The sequence below is a fragment of the Stenotrophomonas sp. YJH_SMC_133 genome (assembly GCF_059370655.1).
Genome location: NZ_JCAFTW010000012.1, coordinates 75705 through 96894, shown reverse-complemented (window position 1 = coordinate 96894; position 21190 = coordinate 75705). Strand labels below are relative to the sequence as shown.

The window sequence follows — 21190 nt, the reverse complement described above, 5'->3', positions numbered from 1 at the left end:
GACCCCGCCTACCATGCAATCCGCGCCCAAGGGCGCGGGCCGCCTGAGCCAACGAGAGCAGCCATGGCCGAGTTTTCACTCCCCAAGAATTCCAAGATCACGAAGGGCAAGCACTTCCCCGTCAAGAACGGCGGCAAGAACGTGCGCACCTTCAAGATCTACCGCTGGAGTCCGGACGACGACAGCAACCCGCGCACCGATACCTATGAAGTCGATCTGGACGCCTGTGGCCCGATGGTCCTGGACGCCCTGATCAAGATCAAGAACGAGATCGACCCGACCCTGACCTTCCGCCGCTCGTGCCGCGAAGGCATCTGTGGTTCGTGCGCGATGAACATCGACGGCACCAACACCCTGGCCTGCACCCGAGCCATCTCGGACTGCGGCAAGAAGGAAGTGCCGATCTACCCGCTGCCGCACATGAACGTGGTGAAGGATCTGGTTCCGGACCTGACCCACTTCTATGCGCAGTACGCCTCGATCAAGCCGTGGATCCGCACCCAGACCCCGGCACCGCCGGACCGTGAGCGCCTGCAGTCGCCGGAAGACCGCAAGAAGCTGGACGGCCTGTACGAGTGCATCCTGTGCGCCTGCTGCTCGACCAGCTGCCCGAGCTACTGGTGGAACGGCGAGCGTTACCTGGGCCCGGCGATCCTGCTGCAGGCCTACCGCTGGATCATCGACTCGCGCGATGAGGACACCGGTGCGCGCCTGGACGATCTGGAAGATCCGTTCAAGCTGTACCGCTGCCACACCATCATGAACTGCGCCCGGACCTGCCCGAAGGGCCTGAACCCGGCGCTGGCGATCGCCGAGATCAAGAAGCTGATGATGGAACGCCGCGCCTGATCGGCTCTGGCCGTACCCGGTAGAGCCACGCCATGCGTGGCTGTGCCACCGCAGTAGAGCCACGCCTTGCGTGGCTTTGCTGTATCTGGAGAAACACGATGGAAGAAGACGTTCTGCTGAAGAAGCTGCGCTGGCGCTGCCGCCGCGGCATGCGTGAGCTGGACCAGCTGTTCGGCCGTTATCTCGACCACGAATGGAGCACCGCGCCGACCGAGGAGCGCGAGGTTTTCCTGTTCCTGCTCGACTGCGAGGACGATAAGTTGTGGCGCTGGTTCATGGGCTATGAGGCCTGCCCGCATGCGCACGCGATCCCCCTCATGCAGAAGATCCTCGCCCTCAAGCCTTGAGTGGCGCCCCTCGCGGCTGCAGGCCGCCGCCCAGCTGGCGGTGCTGCTGGCCGCACCCTGGCTGCTGCGTGCATCGGATCTGCCGCCCAGGCTGCTGACGCCGGCGGTGTTGCTGGCCTGGGGCATCGGGTTGGCCGAACTGGCCTGGCGCCAGCGCAGGCCGCGCGTGCAGGTGCTTCTGCCGGTACCGCCCGAGCCGCTGCAGGTGGCCGGGCAGGACGTCGATGCACCACAACTGGTCGTGCGTGGGCCGTGGCTGTTGTTGCTCTGGCGTGAGGATCGGTGCCGCCGGCGCCTGCTGTTCTGGCCCGATGTGCTCGATTCCAGGCAGCGACGTGAACTGCGACTGGCCGTGGCCGCACGCGGCGTTTCCCGTAGGCCCCGGTCGATGGCACCATAAGCTGAATTGACCGGCGTGCCTGCATGTTCAAACCCATTCCCGTGGCCATTGGCCTGCGCTACCTGCGCGCCAAGCGCCGCAACGGCTTCATCTCCTTCATCTCGATGGCATCGATCCTGGGCATCGCGCTCGGCGTTACGGTGCTGATCACCACCCTGGCGGTGATGAGCGGTTTCCAGAAGGAAATCCGCAGCCGCCTGCTGCAGATGACCGCGCACACCACCATCAGCCGCGACGGCGAGCCGATGCCTGACTGGATGCGCGTGGTGGACGTCGCCCGCAAGGACCCGCGCGTGGCAGGTGCCGCGCCGTACATCGAGATCCAGTCGATGATCAGCGGCCCGCGCGTGCAGGGCGCAATCATCCAGGGCATCGATCCGGCGCTGGAGCCGAAGGTGTCGGTGATCGACAAGAAGGTCACCAAGGGCAGCTATGACAGCCTCAAGCCGGGCAGCTTCAACGTGCTGCTGGGCAAAGAGCTGGCGGTCTGGCTGGGCGTGGACGTTGGCGACCAGGTGCTGGTGACCTTTGCAGAAGTGCAGGGCACGCCCGCTGGCGCAGTGCCGCGGATGAAACGCTTCACCGTCAGCGGCATCTTCGAGGCCGGCTACAACGAGGTCGACCGCGGCGTCGGCTTCGCCAACATGCAGGACCTGGAGCGCGTGCTGCGTTCCGATGGCGCTACCGGCGTGCGGCTGAAACTGCACGACATGGACCGCTCGCTGGAAGTGGGCGTGGACCTGGCGCAGAGCCTCGGCGGCGCGTACCGGGTAAGTGACTGGACCCAGCAGAATGCCAACCTCTACCACTCGCTGCGCATGGAGAAGGTAGTGATGGGCATCCTGCTGTCGCTGATCATCGCCATGGGCGCTTTCAACCTGGTGTCGTCGCAGGTGATGCTGGTCACCGACAAACAGGCCGACATCGCCATCCTGCGCACCCTTGGCCTGACGCCGGGCGGGGTGATGCAGGTGTTCATGGTGCAGGGTTCGCTGATCGGCATCTTCGGCACGCTGGCCGGCCTGATCGGCGGCATCACCCTGACCCTCAACCTGGAACGCATCCTCGGCGCCATCGAGAGCGTGTTCAACGTCAAGCTGCTGCCGGAGGATGTGTACTACATCACCGGCCTGCCGACCGACATGCAGACCGGCGACGTGGTGGCGATCACCGTGGTCGCGCTGCTGATGAGCTTCCTGGCCACCCTGTATCCCGCCTGGCGGGCAGCACGCACCCAGCCGGCGGAGGCCCTGCGTTATGAATAAGGTCTTCAACCGCGGCGACGAAGTGATCCGCGCCGAAGCACTGGGCAAGACCTACGCCGAAGGGCGCATGCAGACCCCGGTGTTCGATGGCCTGGACCTGACCGTGACCGCCGGCGAGACGGTGGCGATCATCGGTGCCTCCGGCGCCGGCAAGAGCACGCTGCTGCACCTGCTGGGCGGCCTGGACATTCCAACCGCCGGCGAGGTCTACGTGACCGGGCAGCGCATGTCGGCGCTGTCGGATACCGCGCGCGGTCTGCTGCGCAACCAGGCGCTGGGCTTCGTCTACCAGTTCCATCACCTGCTGCCGGAGTTCACCGCGCTGGAAAACGTGATGATGCCGGTACTGCTGGCTGGCACTGCGGTAGCAGAAGCGAGCAGCCGGGCCACCACGCTGCTGGAAGCGGTGGGCCTCGGCCACCGCCTGGATCACAAGCCGGGCGAGCTGTCTGGTGGTGAGCGGCAGCGTGCTGCGGTGGCGCGGGCACTGGTCAATCACCCAGCCTGCGTGCTGGGTGACGAGCCGACCGGCAACCTGGATGACCGCACGGCCGCCACGGTGTTCGAGCTGATGCTGGAACTGAATCGTGCGCGTCACACCAGCCTGGTGCTGGTCACCCACGACCGCAGCCTGGCGCGCCGCCTCGACCGGGTGCTGGAGCTGCGCGAAGGGCGCTTGCACGCCCTGGCCCACGCCGACGTCTGAGGCGCCGGGGCCGCTTTTGTGGAAGCCGACCCTGGTCGGCTGCTCCTGCAGGGCAGGCGCCAGCCAAGGTTGGTGACTTCCGGAATCCGGGGCCTTGGGTCTGCTTTGGTAGAGGTCGGCCTTGGTCGACCGCCGACCAGCGCCTGAATGGGGCTGTCGGTCGTCGCGCCGCCGTTGCCGGCCCGGGCGCATGATGGCGACAGTTCCCCGAGGAGATCGCCATGAAGACCCCGTTCCTGGTGGCCGGACTCTGCCTGGCGCTGGCCGCGTGTGCGACCACTGGCCGGCTCAGCAGCGCCGAGAAGCTTGACCTGTACCGTGCCCACGCCGGCGCGCCGCAGAACGACATGCAGTTCTTCGGCACCCTCAATGGCTGGACCGAGCTGGGTGACAGCGCGCTTGCGGTATGGACGCGTCCCAGCGAGGCCTACCTGCTGGAGTTGAGGGGGCCCTGCCAGGACCTGCCATATGCCACCGCCATCGGCCTGACCAGCCAGATGAATCGTGTTTCGGCGCGTTTCGACAAGGTGCTGGTGCGCGACCCTACCGGCGGCCCGCGCCTGCCGTGTTTCATCGACAGCATCCGCAAGCTGGATGTGAAGGCACTACGCGCTTCCGAGCAGGAGCTGCGCCAGGCGCAGGTGCAGGAGCGCGAGGAAAACACCGCGCCGGCGAATTGATCAAAAAAGGGGACGGAGGGGATTAAGTCGTTTGTACCACAAACGACTTAATCCCCTCCGTCCCCTTTTTTGTTCGCAGCCGGCACTACCTGTGCGTCAGGCTTCCGGAGTGAAGCCGGCCGGCTTTTGCGCGTCCTTCTCGAACAGGAACTTGACCAGTTCGCCTTCAAGGAACGCGCGATGTTCCGGCGTACGCGGCGACAGGCGGTTCTCGTTGATCAGCATGGTCTGGTGCGCCAGCCACGCAGCCCAGGCCTGCTTGCCGATGTTGTTGAAGATGCGCTGGCCCAGCTCGCCGGGGTAGGGCACGAAGTCCAGGCCCTCGGCATCGCGTTGTTCGTACTGGCAGAAGACGGTTCGGGGCATGGCACTCACTCGTGGTTGCGGGGTTTCTTGGAAGTTCGTTTTGGCGTCTTGATCGTCGCGCCGTCGAGCAGTTTGCGGATCGGCGCGGGCAGGCCCAGCGCGCGCAGTTCATCGTAGGCGACCCAGCGCAACGTGGGTTCTTCCACGCGCAGGCCGTTCACCTGGCGCGACAGTACCTGCAGGTGCAGCCTGTAGTGACTGAAGGTGTGCTGCAGCACTGGCAACTCCTCGGCGTCTTCCAGCGAACCTTCAACATGCGCATCGAACCAGTCCTGCAGGTCGCTGCCGGCCTCGGCCTGCGGCAGCGTCCACAGTTGCGCCCAGATGCCGGTGTCCGGCCGCTTCTGCAGCAGCACGCGCTGCTGGGGGTCGCGCAGCAGCAGGGCCACTGCTTCTCGTTCGGGCAGGGTCTTGCTGGGCTTGGGCGTCGGCAGTTCGGCAGTGCGGCCTTCGCGGCGCGCCACGCACGCGTCCTGCAGTGGGCAGATCACGCAGGCGGGTCTGGCGCGGCTGCACACGGTCGCGCCCAGGTCCATCTGCGCCTGGGTGTAATCGGCCATGCGCCCGGTCGGCACCTGCGCCACGTGCGCCTCGGCGATCGCCCACAACTGCTTCTCGATGGCCGGAAGGCCCGGGAAGCCGTCGATGCCGTGGTAGCGGCTGAGCACCCGCTTGACGTTGCCATCGAGGATCGCGAACGGGTCGTTCCAGGCCTGGCTGAGGATCGCACCGGCGGTGCTGCGGCCGATGCCGGGCAGGGCATGCAGTGCGTCGAAGTCACGTGGCAGGTCGCCGTCGTGCAGTTCCACGCAGCGCTTGGCTGCCGCGTGCAGGTTGCGTGCGCGGGCGTAGTAGCCGAGCCCGGCCCACTGCGCCATCACCGCGTCATTGCCGGCGGCGGCGAGGTCGGGCAGGGTCGGGAAGTGCTGCAGGAACCGCTGGAAGTACGGGATGACCGTACTCACCTGGGTCTGCTGCAGCATGATTTCCGACAACCAGACCCGATAGGGGCTGCGCGGATGCTGCCAGGGCAGGTCGTGGCGGCCGTGGTCGTCGAACCAATGCAGCAGGTGGGCGACGAAGTCGTCGGTCTGCGTGGTTCCGGCGCTGGCGTGCGGCTGGCGGGGCATCGGTATTCCGGAGGTGGGCAGCCACCCATGGGGGGCTCTACCGGGCTGCAGTAGAGCCACGCCATGCGTGGCTGCACGGTCTATCAGGCACCCAGCGCTTCGGGCAGCAGGGCGTCAACGAAGGCTTCCGGATCGAATACGCGCAGGTCTTCCGGGCGCTCGCCGATGCCGGCGAAACGGATCGGAATGCCGAACTCGCGGGCCAGCGCGAACACCACGCCGCCCTTGGCAGTGCCGTCCAGCTTGGTCACCACCAGGCCGGTCACGTTCACCGCGGCATTGAACTGGCGCAGCTGCGACAGCGCGTTCTGGCCGGTGGTGCCGTCGATCACCATCAGTACTTCGTGCGGTGCAGTGGCGTCGATCTTGCCGAGCACGCGGCGGATCTTGCCCAGCTCGTTCATCAGGCCGGACTGGGTGTGCAGGCGGCCGGCGGTATCGGCGATCAACACCGAGGTGCCACGGGCCTTGCCGGCCTGCAGCGCATCGAATGCCACCGAAGCGGCATCGGCGTTCTGCCCTTGGGCGACCACGGCCACGCCGTTGCGCTCGCCCCAGGCCTGCAGCTGTGCGACGGCGGCGGCGCGGAAGGTGTCGCCGGCGGCAAGCATCAGGCTGTGGCCTTCATCCTTGAAACGCTTGGCCAGCTTGCCGATGGTGGTGGTCTTGCCAACGCCGTTGACGCCGACGGTCAGCACCACGAAGGGCTTGGCATTGCGGTCGATCACCAGCGGCTTGGCCACCGGCTGCAGGATCGCGATCAGCTCGGCGCGCAGCGCGGCCAGCAGCGCATTTGCATCTGCGAACTCGCGCGACTTCATGCGCTTGCGCAGCCCCTCGACCAGATCGGTGGTGGCACCCACGCCGACGTCGGCGGTGATCAGGGCGGTTTCCAGCTCGTCCAGCAGGTCGTCGTCGAGTTTTGGGTTGCGCGAGAACAGGCCACCGAAGCTGCGCGCGATGACGCTGTTGCGCAGGCGTTCGCGCCAGCCGGGCTTGCCGGCAGGAGCCGGAGCAGCGTCGACCGAGGCGGCAGCAGGCAGGTCGTCGGTGACCGGTGCCGGGGTGGGCTCGGGCAGCGGTGCGGGTGCCGGTTCGATGGCCGGGGTCGCGATGGGGGCGACGTCGATCTGCGCCGTCGGCGCAGGAGCTGCCGGAACCGCTGCGGCTGGGGCCGGAATCGCCGGGGTGGGCTCGACAGCGACCGGAACGGCGGTTGCCGGGGGCGGCTCGACCGGTGCAGGCTCGGCCGGTACGGCTACCGGTGCCGGCTCCTTGTCCTCGACCGGCGCGGCCGACGGAAACGCCGCCGCCAGCTCTTCAGCCGAGTAGTGCTGGGTCTTGGGTGCCTCCGTTGCGGGGGCATCCTGGGGCTTCTTGCGGCGGAAAAAACTGAGCATTGGCAAAAGGCGCTGAAATCAGAGGGATATGCTACCACTCAGGCCTGTCGGGCCGATGTGGACTCAAGGTCGCGGCCGGCCGGCCGTTAACCGGTCCGGAGGGCTGCGCAGGGCGGTCCGGAGACCGCCATGAACAACGTGATGGGAATCGCCCTCGGCGGGATGCGTGCGGCCCAGCAGGGCGTGCAGGTGGCCGCGCACAACGTGGCCAACCTGGCGACTCCTGATGCCCAACGCCTGCAGCTGCAACGCAGTACGGTGGAGCAGGGCGGGGTGCAGGCCGCGGTGACCCCTACCGGCGCCGATGTCAGTGCACCACTGGGTGATCTGCTGGCAGCGAAAGCCGAGGTGGTGGCTTTCGCTTCCAACGCCGCGGTGATCCGACGCCAGGACCAGATGCTGGGCTCGCTGCTGGATCGCGAGGCCTGAACCCGCTCGCCAAGTGCCAACCGCCGCCTGTGGTGGGTGCCAACCTTGGTTGGCACGCTCGATCCGCCCTGGCAGGTGCCAACCAAGGTTGGCCTCTACCAGAGCATCGCCGGGCCATGCCCGGCCACCACCTTGTCGATCAGGCCGACAGCTCCAGCAGCAGCTTGTTCAGGCGCGCCACATAGGCGCCCGGATCCTTCAGGCTGTCGCCGGCGGCCAATGCAGCCTGGTCGAACAGCACCCGGCCCAGATCGTCGAAACGCGCGCCATCGGCTTCAGCATCCAGCTTGGCGATCAGCGGATGGCCCGGGTTGATCTCCAGCACCGGCTTGCTGTCCGGCACCTTCTGCCCGCTGGCTTCCAGAATCTGGCGCATCTGCAGGCCCAGGTCCTGTTCGCCGATGGCCAGCACCGCCGGCGAATCGGTCAGGCGGTGCGAGACGCGCACGTCGGCCACGTCATCGCCCAGCACCGTCTTCAGTCGCTCGACCAGGCCCTGCTTGTCCTTGGCCGCTGCTTCCTGTTGCTGCTTGTCCGCTTCGGTTTCCAGCGCGCCCAGGTCGAGGTCGCCGCGGGCGATGTCGACGAAGCCCTTGCCGTCGAAATCGGTCAGGTAGCCCATCAGCCACTCGTCTATGCGGTCGGTCAGCAGCAGCACTTCCACGCCCTTCTTGCGGAACACTTCCAGGTGCGGGCTGTTGCGCACCTGGCTGTAGCTCTCGCCGGTCAGGTAGTAGATCTTGTCCTGGCCTTCGGCCATGCGGCCGAGGTAGTCAGCCAGCGACACGTTCTGCGCATCGCCGTCGCCACGGGTAGAGGCGAAGCGCAGCAGGCCGGCCACCTTCTCGCGGTTGTTGTAGTCCTCGGCCGGGCCTTCCTTCAGCACCTGGCCGAATTCTTTCCAGAACGTGGCGTACTGCTCCGGCTTCTCTGTGGCCAGCTTTTCCAGCATGTCCAGCGAGCGCTTGGTCAGTGCGGCCTTCATCGAATCGATGACCGGGCCGGACTGCAGGATCTCGCGCGAGACGTTCAGCGACAGGTCGTTGGAATCGACCACGCCCTTGATGAAGCGCAGGTACAGCGGCAGGAACTGCTCGGCCTGGTCCATCACGAACACGCGCTGCACGTACAGCTTCAGGCCCTTGGGCGCATCGCGGTGATACAGGTCGAACGGCGCGCGGCCGGGCACGTACAGCAGCGAGGTGTATTCCAGCTTGCCTTCGACCTTGTTGTGGCTCCATGCCAGCGGATCGCTGTGGTCGTGTGCCACGTGCTTGTAGAACTCGGTGTACTCGGCGTCGCTGATCTCGGTGCGCGGGCGGGTCCACAGCGCGCTGGCGCGATTGACGGTTTCCCATTCGACCGCGGCGCCTTCTTCGCCACCTTCCTTCGGCATCTGGATCGGCAGGCCGATATGGTCCGAATACTTCTTGAGGATGCCGCGCAGGCGCCAGCCATCGGCGAAGTCGTGCTCGCCGTCCTTCAGGTGCAGCACGATGCGGGTGCCGCGCTCGGCCTTGTCGATGGTGGCCACTTCGAAATCGCCTTCGCCGCGCGAGGTCCAGCGCACGCCTTCGCCTGCAGCCAGGCCGGCGCGGCGCGAGGTCACTTCCACTTGGTCTGCAACGATGAAGGCACTGTAGAAGCCGACGCCGAACTGGCCGATAAGCTGCGAATCCTTTTTCTGGTCGCCGGACAGCTGGCGCAGGAAATCGCCGGTGCCGGACTTGGCGATCGTGCCGAGGTGGGCAATGGCCTCGGCGCGGCTCATGCCGATGCCGTTGTCTTCGATGGTGATGGTGTGGGCGGCGGAGTCGAAGCTGACGCGCACGCGCAGCTCGCTGTCACCTTCAAGCAGGGCCGGCTGGGTCAGGGCTTCGAAGCGCAGCTTGTCGGCAGCGTCAGCGGCGTTGGAGACCAGCTCGCGCAGGAAGATCTCCTTGTTGGAGTACAGCGAGTGGATCATCAGCTGCAGCAGCTGCTTGACTTCGGTCTGGAAGCCAAGGGTTTCGGTCTGGGTGGTCTCGGTCATCGATAGGGCTCCATGTGCAATGCCGCGCCAGCGCGTGCGGCCTCGCCAAGGGGTATGGCTGATTGTCCCGAAATCAAGGGGTTGGTCGGCAGGGCTTGCAGCCCTGCACCTGCAGAGGCCGAAGCAACAGCAACAGCAACAGCAACAGCGGGCTATCCGTGGGATGGCGGGGCGGTGTGGGTTGGCAGGACACGCCGTAAACCCGTCCCTGGGGGCTCGATGGCGCCATCCATGGCGCCAACGGTCCTGCCAACCCACACCGCCCCGCCTCTGACAGGTTCACGCGGCTGTTGGCAGGTGTCGACCTTGGTCGACACATCTGTCAGATATCGATACATCAAATGGGGTCAGATCAGTTTTCCGCAGGAAAACGGATCTGACCCCAAGAGACCTTCCGGCAGATCGCAGGAAACTGTCGAAGGCGGGGTGGGGCAGGTTGTGGGGGTGTCCGCGGCATGGATGCCGCGGCCAAGCCCCCATGGACGGGTTTACGGCGTCCCCCACAACCTGGCCCACCCCGCCTACCCACAGGGAACCAGCTTTTGCCGTTGCTCTGGCTGTTGCTTCGGTCTCTGCGGGTTCCGGGCGCCGCCCGGACGACTACAATCCCGCTCATGCTGAATTTCTTGAATACATCCCGCCGGGGGCGCCTGTGAGCGGCCGTGGGAGCAATGACGGCCAGGTCCGCATCATCGGCGGTCGCTGGCGCAATACCCGCCTGCCGGTGCCGACCCTGCCGGGGCTGCGGCCCAGCAGTGACCGCGTGCGCGAGACCCTTTTCAACTGGTTGATGCCCAGACTGGGCGGCGCGCGGGTGCTGGACCTGTTCGCCGGCAGTGGCGCGCTGGGCCTGGAGGCGGTCTCGCGCGGTGCCGCCCACGCCACCCTGGTCGAGCGCGACGCGCAGCTGGGACGCAATCTGACCGCGGCCGTGGCCAAGCTCCAGGCCGCCGACCAGATCACCGTGGTGCAGGCCGATGCCCTGCGCTGGCTGCAGGGCGCACCCGCGCAGCAGGCCGATCTGGTCTTCATCGACCCGCCGTTCGCCGATGGCCTGTGGCAGGACGTGCTGGCGCAGCTGCCGCGGCACCTGGCCGCCGATGCCTGGCTGTACCTGGAATCCCCGGCCGGCCACGTGCCGGTGCTGCCGCCGGACTGGCTGCTGCACCGCGAGGGCGGTACCCGCGAGGTGCGCTTTGCCCTGTACCGCCGCGCCACTGCTACACTTTGACCTCATCTGAACATCTGCATCCGCCCATGACCGTGGCCAACCGCCGCATTGCCGTCTATCCCGGCACGTTCGACCCGATCACCAACGGTCATATCGACCTGGTCAGCCGGGCCGCGCCGCTGTTTGAAAAGGTCGTGGTGGGCGTGGCGCAGAGCCCGTCCAAGGGCCCGGCGCTACCGCTGGAGCAGCGCGTGCAGCTGGCGCGTGGCGCACTGGGCCACCATGGCAACGTCGAGGTCATCGGCTTCGACACCCTGCTGGCCCATTTCGTCCGTTCGGTCCAGGGTGGGGTGCTGCTGCGCGGCCTGCGCGCGGTGTCCGACTTCGAGTACGAGTTCCAGATGGCCAGCATGAACCGCCACCTGATCCCCGAGGTCGAGACCCTGTTCCTGACCCCGGCCGAGCAGCACAGCTTCATTTCGTCCTCGCTGGTCCGCGAGATCGCGCGCCTGGGCGGCGACGTGTCCGGCTTCGTGCCGGCCGCGGTGCTCGAAGCCCTGCGCAAGGTCCGCGAAGCGAAGGCGGCACAGTCGTAAGCCCCGCTGTACCCGCACCCCATTACGTACAACACCACGCACCATTCCGGGAGGAAACCCATGAACACCACCATGCGCGCGATGCTGATCGCTTCGTTGGCCCTGGCCTTCACCGCCTGCAAGAAGGAAGAGGCCGCTCCGGTCGACGAGGCCAAGCAGGCCCTGGTCGCCCCGGCCAAGGATGATGATGCAGGCTGGAAGAAGTACCTGCAGGAAGTGGCGATCCAGAACATGGGCAACATCACCAACAGCCCGTTCCTGTACTACCTCTCGCCGGAATCGGACCCGGACTTCCAGGCCAAGTACGAGCGCCAGACCGAGAGCGCGACCCAGGCCGTGGCCCGTGGCGTGCAGCCGGGCAACATGCTGGCCTTCGGTTCGTCGGCCTCGGGCAAGATGGCTGACATGATCCAGGCCGTGTTCAAGGACGTGTCGCCGGATTCGATGAAGGGCGTGCGCGTCGTCTTCATCGGCCAGTCGGCCGACAACGCCCGCGTTCAGGCTGCGATCCAGCCGACCGGTGCCGAGTACATTTTCGTCGAAGCCAAGTAAGACCGAGCCATGGCGGCCATGCTCCGGCATGGCCCGGGCGGCGTCCTGCAAGGGCGCCGCTGATGACCTGACCGGCCCGCGCGCCCGCGCTGGCCGGTCCTTTGTCCCAGGGCGCGGGCGAGGAGTATCGCCGTGTCGCTGAAAATCAACGAGCTCTGCGTCAACTGCGACGTATGCGAGCCGGCCTGCCCGAACCAGGCCATTGCGATGGGTGAAACCATCTACGTGATCGACCCTGCGCGCTGCACCGAATGCGTGGGTCATTTCGACGAGCCACAGTGCGTGGTCGTCTGCCCGGTCGAGTGCATCGATCCGGACCCGGAGATCGTGGAAACGGAAGACCAGCTGCTGGCCAAGCTGCGCCAGCTGCAGCACGATCACCCCGAACTCTATGCGGAGCCCCCATCCGAATGAAGACGCTGATCGTCCGCCCCCTGTTGCTGCTCGGCCTGCTGCTGAGCCCGATTGCCTGGGCCGACAGCCCGGCCCGTGCCGAGCGCCCCGACGGCGCGGCCATTGCCAGCGGCCACGCGCTGGCCACCCAGGCCGGCATCGACATCCTGGCGCAGGGCGGCAACGCCTTCGACGCCGCGGTGGCGGTATCGTCCACGCTGGCGGTGGTCGAGCCGATCAGTTCCGGGCTGGGTGGCGGTGGCTTCTTCCTGCTGCACGACGCGGCCACCGGCAAGGACGTGATGCTGGACGCGCGCGAGACCGCGCCGGCCGCGGCAACGCCGCAGGCCTTCCTCGACAAGCAGGGCAACCTCGACCGTGACCGCTCGGTCAACGGTGCGTGGTCGGCCGGTATTCCGGGCCTGCCTGCGGCGCTGGTCGAGCTGTCGGCCAGGCACGGCAAGCTGCCGCTGTCTGCATCGCTGCAGCCGGCGATCCGCATCGCGCGCGAAGGCTTCCCGGTCTACGACCGCATGGCCAAGGGCTATGCCTCTCGCCGTGAGGTGATGGAGCGCTATCCCGGCACCCGTGAGGTCTACCTGCGCAACGGCAAGCCGATCACCAGCGGTGACCTGTTCAAGCAGCCGGAGCTGGCACAGACGCTGGAGCGCTTGGCCGCAGGTGGCTTCGATGGCTTCTACAAGGGCCAGACCGGAAAGCTGTTGCTGGCCGGCGTGAAGCAGGCCGGCGGCCAGTGGACCGCTGAAGAGCTGGCCGGCTATCGCGTGAAGCAGCGCGAACCGATCGTGTTCAACTACAACGGCTGGAAGATCACCACCGCTCCGCCGCCGTCGTCCGGTGGCATCGCGCTGGCCAGCATGCTGCAGATCCTGGAAGGCTGGGACATCAACAAGATGGACCCGGCGCACCGCACCCACCTGGTGGTGGAGTCGATGCGCCGTGCCTACCGCGACCGCACTTTCTTCCTCGGCGATCCGGACTTCGTGCAGATCCCGCAGAAGGTGCTGACCAGCAAGGACTACGCACAGGGCCTGCGGGCGACCATCCATCCGGAGAAGGCCACGCCCAGCGACCTGCTGTCGGGCAACCCGACGCCGCTGGAAGATGACGAGACCACGCACTTCTCGATCATCGACCGTGACGGCAACCGGGTCGGCGCGACCCAGACCGTCAACCTGCTGTACGGCTCGGGGCTGATTCCGAAGGGCACCGGCGTGCTGCTGAACAACGAGATGGACGACTTCGCGCTGAAGCCGGGCACGCCCAACGCGTTCGGCGTGATGGGCTACGAGGCCAATGCGCCGAAGGCGGGCAAGCGCATGCTCAGCTCGATGACCCCGACCTTCATGGAGAACGCCGACAAGGTGGTGGTGCTGGGCACCCCGGGTGGCAGCCGCATCATCACCATGGTGCTGCTGGGCATCCTCGGCTACGACGCCGGCCTGGACGCGCAGCAGGTTGCCGCGCTGCCGCGCTATCACCACCAGTGGCTGCCGGACCTGATCGAAGCCGAGGACGATGCATTCGACGCGGCCACGGTGAAGCAGCTGCAGGCGATGGGTCACAAGATCGACCTGCCGGGCAATGTGGCCGCCGGGGGCCGCGGGTCCAGCCACGTGTGGGGCAACCTGCAGACCGTGGAATGGGACCGGAAGGCCAACAAGCTGTTTGGCGGCAGCGACCCGCGCAACCCGGTGGGCAGCGCCCTGGTCGTGCCGGCACGCTGATCCGGTCGTGCCGGCCGCTGGCCGCCAATCTGGCTGTTTACCGAAAACCCCGCCCTTGACGGCGGGGTTTTCTGTTTCCTTTCTAGCGATTATTTAACGAGCCGGCGCCGATAATCGACACATGAAACTCTGGTCTATTCGTGGAAACTCGCAGCGCCTCGACGGCGGCGCGATGTTCGGCAACGCGCCGCGCGCGTTGTGGGAAAAATGGGCGGCACCGGACGAGCTCAATCGCATCGAGCTGGCCTGCCGTGCGCTGCTTGCCAGCCCGCTGGAAGGCAAGACCGTGCTGTTTGAAACCGGTATCGGGGCGTTCTTCGATCCGCGCATGCGTGAGCGCTATGGCGTGCAGGAAAGCCAGCACGTACTGATCGATTCGTTGCGCGAAGCAGGTTTCGAGCACGAGGACATTGATGTCGTCGTGCTCAGCCACCTGCATTTCGATCATGCCGGTGGCCTGCTGGCGGCATGGAGCGAAGGGCGTGAGCCGGAACTGCTGTTCCCCAATGCGACTTATGTGGTCGGTGCGCAGCATTGGCAGCGCGCCATGCAGCCGCATCCGCGCGACCGTGCCAGCTTCATTCCGGAGCTGCCTGGCCTGCTGCAGGCCAGCGGTCGCCTGGAAGTAGTGGACGGCGAGTATTCGAAGGTTCTGGGTCGCAGCGTTCGCTTCAGCTACAGCGATGGCCACACGCCGGGGTTGATGCTGGCCGAGATCGTCGGCCACGCGCACGCCGGCGAAGATGCGCACGGCGGGGTGGTGTTCTGTGCCGACCTGATCCCGGGGCGCTCATGGGTACACGTGCCGATCACCATGGGCTACGACCGCAATGCCGAGCTCCTGATCGACGAGAAGCGGCAGTTCCTTGAGGACAAGCTGGCGCGCAACGTGCATCTGTTTTTCACCCACGACCCGCAGGTGGCGCTGGCGCAGCTGGGTCGCGATGACAAGGGGCGTTTCGTGACCCTGCACGAGCAGGGTGAATTGAAGGCGCGCGCGCTGGGGTGACGGGTGTTCGGCAGGGCTGTTCCCTGCACCTGCAGAAGCCGAAGCAAGATCAAGAACGGCATTCCGTGGGATGGCGGGGCGGTGTGGATGGTCAGGACACGCCGTAAACCCATCCATGGGGGCTCGATGGCGTCATCCACGGCGCCTGCCCACCCACACCGCCCCCACCTCTGACAGGTGGCCGGTGGCTATTGGTGGGTGCCGACCGTTGGTCGGCACATCTGTCAGATATCGATATTCAAATGGGGTCGAATGCCATTGCTGTGCAACGGGCTCTGCCCCCATTCGATTGAACTGGACGAGCGATGCTACGACGCCTTCAGGCAGCTGCTCATGAAGGTCTTGCGCGCGTCACCGGCCAGCTTCTTGGCACCCGCGTCAGCGTTGCACTTGCGCATGCGTTCCTGTTGCGCGTTGGCCGGCTTGGCTTCGGCAGCGTGGCCACTGAGGCAGGAACTCTGCGCGGTCTTGTAGGCGTCACCCTTCAAGCCCTTGTTCTTGGCCGAGCAGTCGGCCATGCGCTGCTGCTGCGGCGTGGTGGCATTGGCAGCCAGGGGCAGGCCGACCAGCAGGACAGCGGCCAGCAGGAAAGAAGCTTTCATCGAGAGCACTCCAGGCGGTGGCGGGTGCGCGGAGCATTGGCCTGCAGGCAGCAACGCCACGTGAAGAATCGTGCCTCGGCAGCGACCGCTTGCAGGGGCATTCAGATCGGCGTATTAATTAGCCATATGGGTAAGTATGATCCCGCCATTCAAGACGTGTTCCAGGCACTGGCCGACCCCACCCGATGCGCGATCGTGGCGGCGCTGGGGCAGGGGCCGCGCACGGTGTCGACCTTGGCCGAGCCTTTTGAGATGGCCTTGCCCTCGCTGATGAAGCATCTGGCCGTGCTGGAGCGCAGTGGCGTGGTGCGCAGCCGCAAGCAGGGGCGTGTGCGCACCTGCGAACTGGTGCCGGAACGGTTGGGCCAGGCCGAGCAATGGCTGGCCGAACAACGTGCCATATGGGAAACGCGCGCCGACCGCATGGTCGAGTTTGTCGAAACCCTTCACCGACAGGAGCAGGCCCATGGCCGTAGACGCAGGTAACAACCCCGAGACCGATCTGGTCATCAGTCGCGTACTGAACGCACCGCGCGCCGCCCTGTGGCGGGCGTGGACCGACCCGGAGCTGCTGCGCCAGTGGTGGTGCCCGAAGCCGTGGTCCACCGAAGTGCGTGCCTTCGACCTGCGCCCGGGCGGCGCCTTCCACACCTTCATGCAGGGCCCCGACGGCGGCAGCAGTGACAACCCGGGCAGCTTTCTGGAGATCGTGCCGCAGCAGCGTCTGGTGTTCACCTCGATGCTGGGCCCGGGTTGGCGGCCGCAGTCACCGTGGCTGGGCTTCACCGCCATCATCTCGATGGAGGATGAGGGCCAGGGCTGTCGTTACACCGCGCAGGTGATGCACCCGGACAAGGCCCTGCGCGACCAGCATGAGCAGATGGGCTTCTTCGACGGCTGGAACACCGTCATCGGCCAGCTGGAAGCGTTCGCGGCCGGCCTGTAGGCCGGCATCCGGGGTGGGGTCAGAGCCCTTTCTGCGAAAGGGATCCGACCCCGGTTCGGCGGCTCAGCCGACGCGGGTACCGAAGATGCGGTCACCGGCATCGCCCAGGCCGGGCAGGATGTAGCCCTTGTCGTTGAGCTGGGCATCGATGGCCGCGGTGTAGATTTCCACGTCCGGATGCACGGCCTTGACTGCTTCGATGCCTTCCGGCGCGGCCACCAGGAAGATGCCCTTGATGCGGCGGGCGCCGGCACGCTTGAGCATGTCGATCGTGGCGATCAGGGTGCCGCCGGTGGCCAGCATCGGGTCCAGGATCAGCGCGTCGCGTTCTTCCAGGCGGCCGGTCAGGCGCTCGAAGTAGGGCACCGGCTGCAGCGTTTCCTCATCGCGCTGCAGGCCGACCACGCTGACGCGTGCCGCCGGGATCAGCGACAGCACGCCGCTGAGCATGCCCAGGCCGGCGCGCAGGATCGGCACCACGGTGATCTTGGCGCCGGCGATGCGCTGCACGGTGACCGGACCGGCCCAGCCGGCCAGGGTGTGCGGCTCGGTGTCCAGGTCGGCGGTGGCCTCGTAGGCCAGCAGCGTGCCGAGCTCGTTGGCCAGTTCGCGGAAATCCTTGGTGCTGAGCGCAGCGTTGCGCATCAGGCCGATCTTGTGCTGCACCAGCGGGTGGCGCACTTCGACGATCTTCATGGTCGGGAAGGGGGATAAGGAGAGAGGACGCCATTTTGCCGGATTGGGCGCCCAACCCCAAACCGGGGCCGGAGACGGCCCGCATGAAATGTGCAGATGCATGTCATTGCCATGCAACCTTGCGGACATACCGTGCAGACCCATTCTTAACAGGAATGGGGATTCCCAGTGCATATCAAGACTCCGTTGGCCGTTGCCATCACCCTGACCCTGGCGATGGGGGCTGCTGCACCACTGCAGGCCGCCGGGCAGCAGGCGGTTGCCGCCACCGGTGCAGTGGCCGCCGATGCGGTCGACCTGGACCGCATTGAAGTGCGCGCCCAGCTTGAATCGCAGATCCGCGCGGTGGACCTCAAGCGCAGCAGCAACGCCATCGAGGATGCGGTGTCGTCCGACGCGCTGGGCCAGTACCCGGACAAGAACGTGGCCGAGTCGCTGCAACGCCTGCCGGGCATCAGCGTGACGCGCGACCAGGGCGAGGGCCGCTACGTGGTCGTGCGCGGACTGGATGCCAACCTCAACAGCGTCAGCGTCGACGGCATCGCCATCGGCACACCGGACAACTCCAGCCGCGCCGCACCGATGGACGTGATCCCGTCCGATTCGACCGAGCGCCTGCGCGTGGTCAAATCACCGACCCCGGACATGCCGGGCGACGCCATTGGCGGCGCGATCCTGGTCGAGACCGCCTCGGCGTTCGACCGCGAGGGCCGCAGCCTGCGTGGCAAGATCGAAGGCAGCCACCAGCAGCTTTCGGGCGAGACCAGCCCGAAGGCCGCTTTCAACTACAGCGAAGTGTTCAACGACACCTTCGGCATCGCCGCCGGCGTGAACTACCAGAAGCGGACGTTCGAATCGGACAACAGCGAAGTGGAGTACGGTGATGTCAGCGGGAACAAGGATCCGACCACCACCCGCCCGGGCGAAATCACCGCGCTGAACCTGCAGAACCGCAAGTACGAGATCGAGCGCAAGCGCATCGGCGCCAACCTCAATTTCGACTGGCGCCCGAACGAGGACAGCCGTTACTACCTGCGCACGCTGTACAGCCAGTTCGACGATGCCGAAACCCGCCAGCGCGTGATCTTCAACTTCAACAGCGCCGACATGATCGCCACCGGCACCGACCAGTATCGACTTGCCGGCATGCCGAAGGATTCGATCGACAAGCGCATGCGCTACCGGACCAAGGAAGAGAACACCTTCGCCGCCAGCCTGGGTGGCGAGAACAAGCTGACCGACGCGGTACTGGACTACAAGATCGGCTATACCCGCACCGAAGAACGCGTGGACGACGAGATCGAATCGCGCTTCAAGCTCAACGGCAAGGCCTTCAATGGCACGCTGGACCAGCGCAGTCGCCTGCCCGCCTACACCTTCGACAACGACCAGTGGCTGGACAACGCCAACTACAAGTTCGACCGTGTGGTGGCCAAGCCGAAGAAGGTGGACGACGAGGAGCGCAGCGCGCAGGTCAATATCCGCTTCGACGGCGACAACAGCAGCTACAAGTTCGGCCTGCTCGGGCGCTGGCGCGACCGTGACGTGAATGTCGATGAGGCGTCGCTGCGCGTGGGTCCGGCGATCAAGCTCAGTGACTGGACGACCGGCTCGCCGGAACATCGCCACGGCCCGATGGGGCAGGGCATGGACTCATCGGCGATGCGCAGCTACTGGTCGCAGCACGGTGGCGAATACAGCGCGCGTCCGCAGGATGTCGGTGGCAACGCCGCGACGTCTCTGGAAGGCGACTACACCGCGCGCGAAGACGTGTTCGCCAGCTATGCGATGGGCACCTGGGACATCGGTGCGCTGCGCGTGATCGGCGGCGTGCGTGTGGAGAACACCCGCTTCAGCGCCACAGGCAATCGCGTGGACGTGGCCAAGGACGGGCGCTCCTACACCGCGACCCGGGTCACCGCCAGCAAGAGCTACAACAACGTACTGCCGGGCCTGCACCTGCGTTACGACGCCAGCGACGACTGGGTGTTCCGCTTCGCCGCCAACAAGACGGTGGCGCGCCCGGGCTTCGGCGATGCCTCGCCGCGCATCGGCCTGGCCCGCAACGACAATGAAGTGCGCCTGGGCAACCCGGAGCTGGATCCGTACGAGTCGACCAACATCGACCTGTCGGTGGAGAAGTACATCGGCGAAAGCGGCATCCTCTCGCTGGGCGTGTTCCACAAGTCGATCGACGGCTACATCGTGCAGGTCCGCCAGGCCGGCGCCGACGGCATCTACGACGGCCTGCCGGTGGTGACCTCGGTCAATGGCGACAAGGCCAAGGTGCGTGGCGCCGAGTTCAACTGGCAGCAGCAGCTGTCGTTCCTCCCGGCTGGCTGGGATGGCCTGCTGGTGGGTGCCAGCGGCACCTGGCTGGACACTGATTTCGACCCGGGCCTGGCCAAGCGCGCCGGTGAGGACTTCACCCTGCCGCGCGCCTCGAAGAACGTGTACAGCGCGCACATCGGCTATGAGAAGTACGGCCTGAGCACCCGCGTGGCAGCCGTACACCGCAGCGAGTACCTGGATACCCTTGGTGCCGGCCGTGCCTTCGACATCTACGTAGCGCCGAACACCCAGCTCGACTTCTCGCTTGACTACAGGTTCACTCCGCGCGTGAGCATGTATTTCGAGGCACAGAACCTGCTGGACAAGCCGCTGGAACTGTACCAGGGCACGCGCTCGCGCACCCTGCAGATGGAAGAATATGGCCGCACCTACGCACTGGGCCTGAAGGTGGCACTGTGAGCGGGCCTCGCATCACCCTGCTGGCCACCATGCTGGCCGTGACGTTGGTGGCCGGCTGCACGCCGGCCAACGGCAATGATCCGGCCGTGGCCAAGCCCGGGGCGAAGGCCACGAACGAGCGTGCGGTGACCACCATCGCCGAGGCATTCCTTTCACCGATGACGCCGGCTGACAACATCGATTCGCCTGCCGCCTGGCGTGCACCTGACGGAAAGCTCTGGCTGATCGCCACTGCCAAGGCCACCGACAAGCTGGTGGTCTACGACGGCAGCAGCGGCCAGCACCTGCGCGACGTAGGCAGCAGCGGCACCGCGCCAGGGCAGTTCGATCGCCCAAACGGCATCGCGGTGACCGACGATCTGCTGTGGATCGTGGAGCGCGACAATCACCGCGTGCAGGTGCTGAGCCTGCCGGACTTCACTCCACTGGCGACCTTCGCTGCGGACGACCTGCGCAAGCCGTACGGGCTGTGGGTCGACCGCCGTGCCGATGGCTACAGCGTCTACGTGACCGACTCCTGGGACAACGGCGAGGATGCACAGGGCCGTGACATCCTGCCGCCGCTGACCGAGCTGGACAAGCGCGTGCGCCAGTACCAGGTGACCCGCGATGGCGCGAAGGTCGAAGCGAAGCTTGTGGCCAGCATCGGTGATACCACTGAGGCGGGTGCCCTGCGCGTGGTCGAGTCGATCTGGGGCGACCCCGAGAACGATCGCCTGCTGATCGCCGAAGAGGACGAGGGCTACGCCAGCGAGTTCAAGGTCTACACGCTGGCCGGGCGTTTCACCGGCACCACCTTCGGCCGCGACGTGTTCAAGGCGCAGGCCGAAGGCGTAACCCTGCGCACCTGCGGCAAGGATGGTTGGTGGATCACCACCGAACAGGGCAAGCAGCGCAGCGTGTTCCACCTGTTCGACCGCCACACCCTGAAGCCGGTCGGCGCGTTCCAGGGCAATACCGTGGCCAACACCGATGGCATCTGGATGATGCAGCAGCCCAGCGCGCGCTTCCCGCACGGCGCGTTGTATGCGGTGCATGACGACCAGGGCGTGGTGGCGTTCGACTGGGAGAGCATCGCCAAGCAGTTGGCATTGCCGCTGGAGTGTGGTTCGTGAGCGGTCG

Annotated in this window: 23 protein-coding genes; 17 read left to right on the top strand and 6 right to left on the bottom strand. The window is 66.3% G+C overall.

From position 1 onward, the window contains the following. Positions 1-63: 63 nt before the first annotated feature. The 6 genes from AC5P78_RS17315 (at position 64) to AC5P78_RS17290 (ending at position 4247) form a co-directional block, all read left to right on the top strand. Positions 64-849, top strand: a complete 786-nt coding sequence (locus tag AC5P78_RS17315) for a succinate dehydrogenase iron-sulfur subunit (RefSeq protein ID WP_005409079.1) — start codon at positions 64-66, stop codon at positions 847-849. Positions 850-947: 98 nt separating this feature from the next. Further along, positions 948-1196, top strand: coding sequence for an FAD assembly factor SdhE (locus AC5P78_RS17310; RefSeq protein WP_005409080.1), 249 nt, complete (start codon positions 948-950; stop codon positions 1194-1196). Next, complete coding sequence (locus tag AC5P78_RS17305) at positions 1147-1596, top strand: hypothetical protein (RefSeq protein ID WP_043035022.1); 450 nt, start codon at positions 1147-1149, stop codon at positions 1594-1596. The genes AC5P78_RS17310 and AC5P78_RS17305 overlap by 50 nt, the downstream gene beginning before the upstream one ends. 23 nt (positions 1597-1619) lie before the next feature. After that, positions 1620-2861: a lipoprotein-releasing ABC transporter permease subunit gene (locus AC5P78_RS17300; RefSeq protein ID WP_005409082.1), complete on the top strand. Its 1242-nt coding sequence runs from the start codon at positions 1620-1622 to the stop codon at positions 2859-2861. Then, a complete protein-coding gene (gene lolD, locus AC5P78_RS17295; protein WP_005409083.1) occupies positions 2854-3567 on the top strand; it encodes a lipoprotein-releasing ABC transporter ATP-binding protein LolD in 714 nt (237 codons plus the stop codon). Before AC5P78_RS17300 ends, lolD begins: the two co-directional genes overlap by 8 nt. Positions 3568-3788: 221 nt before the next feature. Continuing rightward, complete coding sequence (locus tag AC5P78_RS17290; protein ID WP_087803257.1) at positions 3789-4247, top strand: DUF6491 family protein; 459 nt, start codon at positions 3789-3791, stop codon at positions 4245-4247. A gap of 96 nt (positions 4248-4343) precedes the next feature. On the opposite strand, the gene AC5P78_RS17285 is transcribed toward AC5P78_RS17290, so the two are convergent. The 3 genes from AC5P78_RS17285 to ftsY all read right to left on the bottom strand — a co-directional run bounded on the left by AC5P78_RS17285 (position 4344) and on the right by ftsY (position 7143). After that, positions 4344-4613: an oxidative damage protection protein gene (locus AC5P78_RS17285; protein ID WP_005409085.1), complete on the bottom strand. Its 270-nt coding sequence runs from the start codon at positions 4611-4613 to the stop codon at positions 4344-4346. 5 nt (positions 4614-4618) lie between these two features. Then, complete coding sequence (mutY, locus tag AC5P78_RS17280) at positions 4619-5743, bottom strand: A/G-specific adenine glycosylase (protein WP_049395489.1); 1125 nt, start codon at positions 5741-5743, stop codon at positions 4619-4621. An 83-nt stretch (positions 5744-5826) separates the two neighbouring features. Beyond that, entirely contained in the window at positions 5827-7143 is a 1317-nt protein-coding gene (gene ftsY, locus AC5P78_RS17275; protein ID WP_012479774.1) for a signal recognition particle-docking protein FtsY, read from the bottom strand. A 129-nt stretch (positions 7144-7272) separates the two neighbouring features. On the opposite strand from ftsY, the gene AC5P78_RS17270 reads away from it, so the two are divergent. Further along, positions 7273-7572: a hypothetical protein gene (locus AC5P78_RS17270; protein WP_012479775.1), complete on the top strand. Its 300-nt coding sequence runs from the start codon at positions 7273-7275 to the stop codon at positions 7570-7572. 139 nt (positions 7573-7711) lie between these two features. Here the strand turns inward: AC5P78_RS17270 and htpG are convergent, their stop codons facing one another. Next, positions 7712-9604 carry a molecular chaperone HtpG gene (gene htpG / locus AC5P78_RS17265; protein ID WP_138969703.1) on the bottom strand — a complete coding sequence of 631 codons (1893 nt, stop codon included), beginning with the start codon at positions 9602-9604 and terminating at the stop codon, positions 7712-7714. Positions 9605-10238: 634 nt separating this feature from the next. Here htpG and rsmD point away from each other — a divergent pair. From rsmD to AC5P78_RS17235, 6 genes are all read left to right on the top strand, one after another. Next, the gene (gene rsmD, locus AC5P78_RS17260; RefSeq protein ID WP_308150307.1) at positions 10239-10835 is read left to right on the top strand and encodes a 16S rRNA (guanine(966)-N(2))-methyltransferase RsmD; all 597 of its coding nucleotides are present in this window, start codon (positions 10239-10241) and stop codon (positions 10833-10835) included. Between the two features lie 26 nt (positions 10836-10861). After that, positions 10862-11371 carry a pantetheine-phosphate adenylyltransferase gene (coaD, locus tag AC5P78_RS17255; protein ID WP_005409091.1) on the top strand — a complete coding sequence of 170 codons (510 nt, stop codon included), beginning with the start codon at positions 10862-10864 and terminating at the stop codon, positions 11369-11371. 60 nt (positions 11372-11431) lie between these two features. Further along, positions 11432-11923 carry a hypothetical protein gene (locus tag AC5P78_RS17250; RefSeq protein WP_005409092.1) on the top strand — a complete coding sequence of 164 codons (492 nt, stop codon included), beginning with the start codon at positions 11432-11434 and terminating at the stop codon, positions 11921-11923. 132 nt (positions 11924-12055) lie between these two features. Continuing rightward, positions 12056-12337 (top strand): YfhL family 4Fe-4S dicluster ferredoxin, encoded by a 282-nt coding sequence (locus tag AC5P78_RS17245; protein WP_004153175.1) that lies wholly within the window; start codon positions 12056-12058, stop codon positions 12335-12337. Next, positions 12334-14064, top strand: a complete 1731-nt coding sequence (gene ggt / locus AC5P78_RS17240) for a gamma-glutamyltransferase (protein ID WP_049395944.1) — start codon at positions 12334-12336, stop codon at positions 14062-14064. The genes AC5P78_RS17245 and ggt overlap by 4 nt, the downstream gene beginning before the upstream one ends. Positions 14065-14185: 121 nt before the next feature. Beyond that, a complete protein-coding gene (locus AC5P78_RS17235; protein WP_005412984.1) occupies positions 14186-15073 on the top strand; it encodes an MBL fold metallo-hydrolase in 888 nt (295 codons plus the stop codon). A 308-nt stretch (positions 15074-15381) separates the two neighbouring features. On the opposite strand, the gene AC5P78_RS17230 is transcribed toward AC5P78_RS17235, so the two are convergent. Continuing rightward, a complete protein-coding gene (locus tag AC5P78_RS17230) occupies positions 15382-15675 on the bottom strand; it encodes a PsiF family protein (RefSeq protein WP_005412985.1) in 294 nt (97 codons plus the stop codon). A 60-nt stretch (positions 15676-15735) separates the two neighbouring features. Between AC5P78_RS17230 and AC5P78_RS17225 the strand changes: the two genes are divergently transcribed. After that, on the top strand, positions 15736-16161 hold the full coding sequence (locus AC5P78_RS17225) for an ArsR/SmtB family transcription factor (RefSeq protein WP_223846393.1): 426 nt from the start codon (positions 15736-15738) through the stop codon (positions 16159-16161). After that, complete coding sequence (locus AC5P78_RS17220) at positions 16142-16621, top strand: SRPBCC family protein (protein ID WP_024956419.1); 480 nt, start codon at positions 16142-16144, stop codon at positions 16619-16621. Before AC5P78_RS17225 ends, AC5P78_RS17220 begins: the two co-directional genes overlap by 20 nt. A gap of 63 nt (positions 16622-16684) precedes the next feature. On the opposite strand, the gene upp is transcribed toward AC5P78_RS17220, so the two are convergent. Then, positions 16685-17317, bottom strand: coding sequence for a uracil phosphoribosyltransferase (upp, locus tag AC5P78_RS17215; RefSeq protein ID WP_005416149.1), 633 nt, complete (start codon positions 17315-17317; stop codon positions 16685-16687). Positions 17318-17533: 216 nt separating this feature from the next. On the opposite strand from upp, the gene AC5P78_RS17210 reads away from it, so the two are divergent. Next, complete coding sequence (locus AC5P78_RS17210) at positions 17534-20068, top strand: TonB-dependent receptor (protein ID WP_194434587.1); 2535 nt, start codon at positions 17534-17536, stop codon at positions 20066-20068. Between the two features lie 29 nt (positions 20069-20097). Then, positions 20098-21183 carry a phytase gene (locus AC5P78_RS17205; RefSeq protein ID WP_032966030.1) on the top strand — a complete coding sequence of 362 codons (1086 nt, stop codon included), beginning with the start codon at positions 20098-20100 and terminating at the stop codon, positions 21181-21183. The last annotated feature ends 7 nt before the right edge of the window (positions 21184-21190 follow it).

Coding starts and splice junctions, on each gene's coding strand:
- AC5P78_RS17315 (WP_005409079.1), top strand. CDS start 64: ATGGCCGAGTTTTCACTCCCCAAGAATTCCAAGATCACGAAGGGCAAG.
- AC5P78_RS17310 (WP_005409080.1), top strand. CDS start 948: ATGGAAGAAGACGTTCTGCTGAAGAAGCTGCGCTGGCGCTGCCGCCGC.
- AC5P78_RS17305 (WP_043035022.1), top strand. CDS start 1,147: ATGCGCACGCGATCCCCCTCATGCAGAAGATCCTCGCCCTCAAGCCTT.
- AC5P78_RS17300 (WP_005409082.1), top strand. CDS start 1,620: ATGTTCAAACCCATTCCCGTGGCCATTGGCCTGCGCTACCTGCGCGCC.
- lolD (WP_005409083.1), top strand. CDS start 2,854: ATGAATAAGGTCTTCAACCGCGGCGACGAAGTGATCCGCGCCGAAGCA.
- AC5P78_RS17290 (WP_087803257.1), top strand. CDS start 3,789: ATGAAGACCCCGTTCCTGGTGGCCGGACTCTGCCTGGCGCTGGCCGCG.
- AC5P78_RS17285 (WP_005409085.1), bottom strand. CDS start 4,613: ATGCCCCGAACCGTCTTCTGCCAGTACGAACAACGCGATGCCGAGGGC.
- mutY (WP_049395489.1), bottom strand. CDS start 5,743: ATGCCCCGCCAGCCGCACGCCAGCGCCGGAACCACGCAGACCGACGAC.
- ftsY (WP_012479774.1), bottom strand. CDS start 7,143: ATGCTCAGTTTTTTCCGCCGCAAGAAGCCCCAGGATGCCCCCGCAACG.
- AC5P78_RS17270 (WP_012479775.1), top strand. CDS start 7,273: ATGAACAACGTGATGGGAATCGCCCTCGGCGGGATGCGTGCGGCCCAG.
- htpG (WP_138969703.1), bottom strand. CDS start 9,604: ATGACCGAGACCACCCAGACCGAAACCCTTGGCTTCCAGACCGAAGTC.
- coaD (WP_005409091.1), top strand. CDS start 10,862: ATGACCGTGGCCAACCGCCGCATTGCCGTCTATCCCGGCACGTTCGAC.
- AC5P78_RS17250 (WP_005409092.1), top strand. CDS start 11,432: ATGAACACCACCATGCGCGCGATGCTGATCGCTTCGTTGGCCCTGGCC.
- ggt (WP_049395944.1), top strand. CDS start 12,334: ATGAAGACGCTGATCGTCCGCCCCCTGTTGCTGCTCGGCCTGCTGCTG.
- AC5P78_RS17235 (WP_005412984.1), top strand. CDS start 14,186: ATGAAACTCTGGTCTATTCGTGGAAACTCGCAGCGCCTCGACGGCGGC.
- AC5P78_RS17230 (WP_005412985.1), bottom strand. CDS start 15,675: ATGAAAGCTTCTTTCCTGCTGGCCGCTGTCCTGCTGGTCGGCCTGCCC.
- AC5P78_RS17220 (WP_024956419.1), top strand. CDS start 16,142: ATGGCCGTAGACGCAGGTAACAACCCCGAGACCGATCTGGTCATCAGT.
- upp (WP_005416149.1), bottom strand. CDS start 17,317: ATGAAGATCGTCGAAGTGCGCCACCCGCTGGTGCAGCACAAGATCGGC.
- AC5P78_RS17210 (WP_194434587.1), top strand. CDS start 17,534: ATGGGGGCTGCTGCACCACTGCAGGCCGCCGGGCAGCAGGCGGTTGCC.
- AC5P78_RS17205 (WP_032966030.1), top strand. CDS start 20,098: ATGCTGGCCGTGACGTTGGTGGCCGGCTGCACGCCGGCCAACGGCAAT.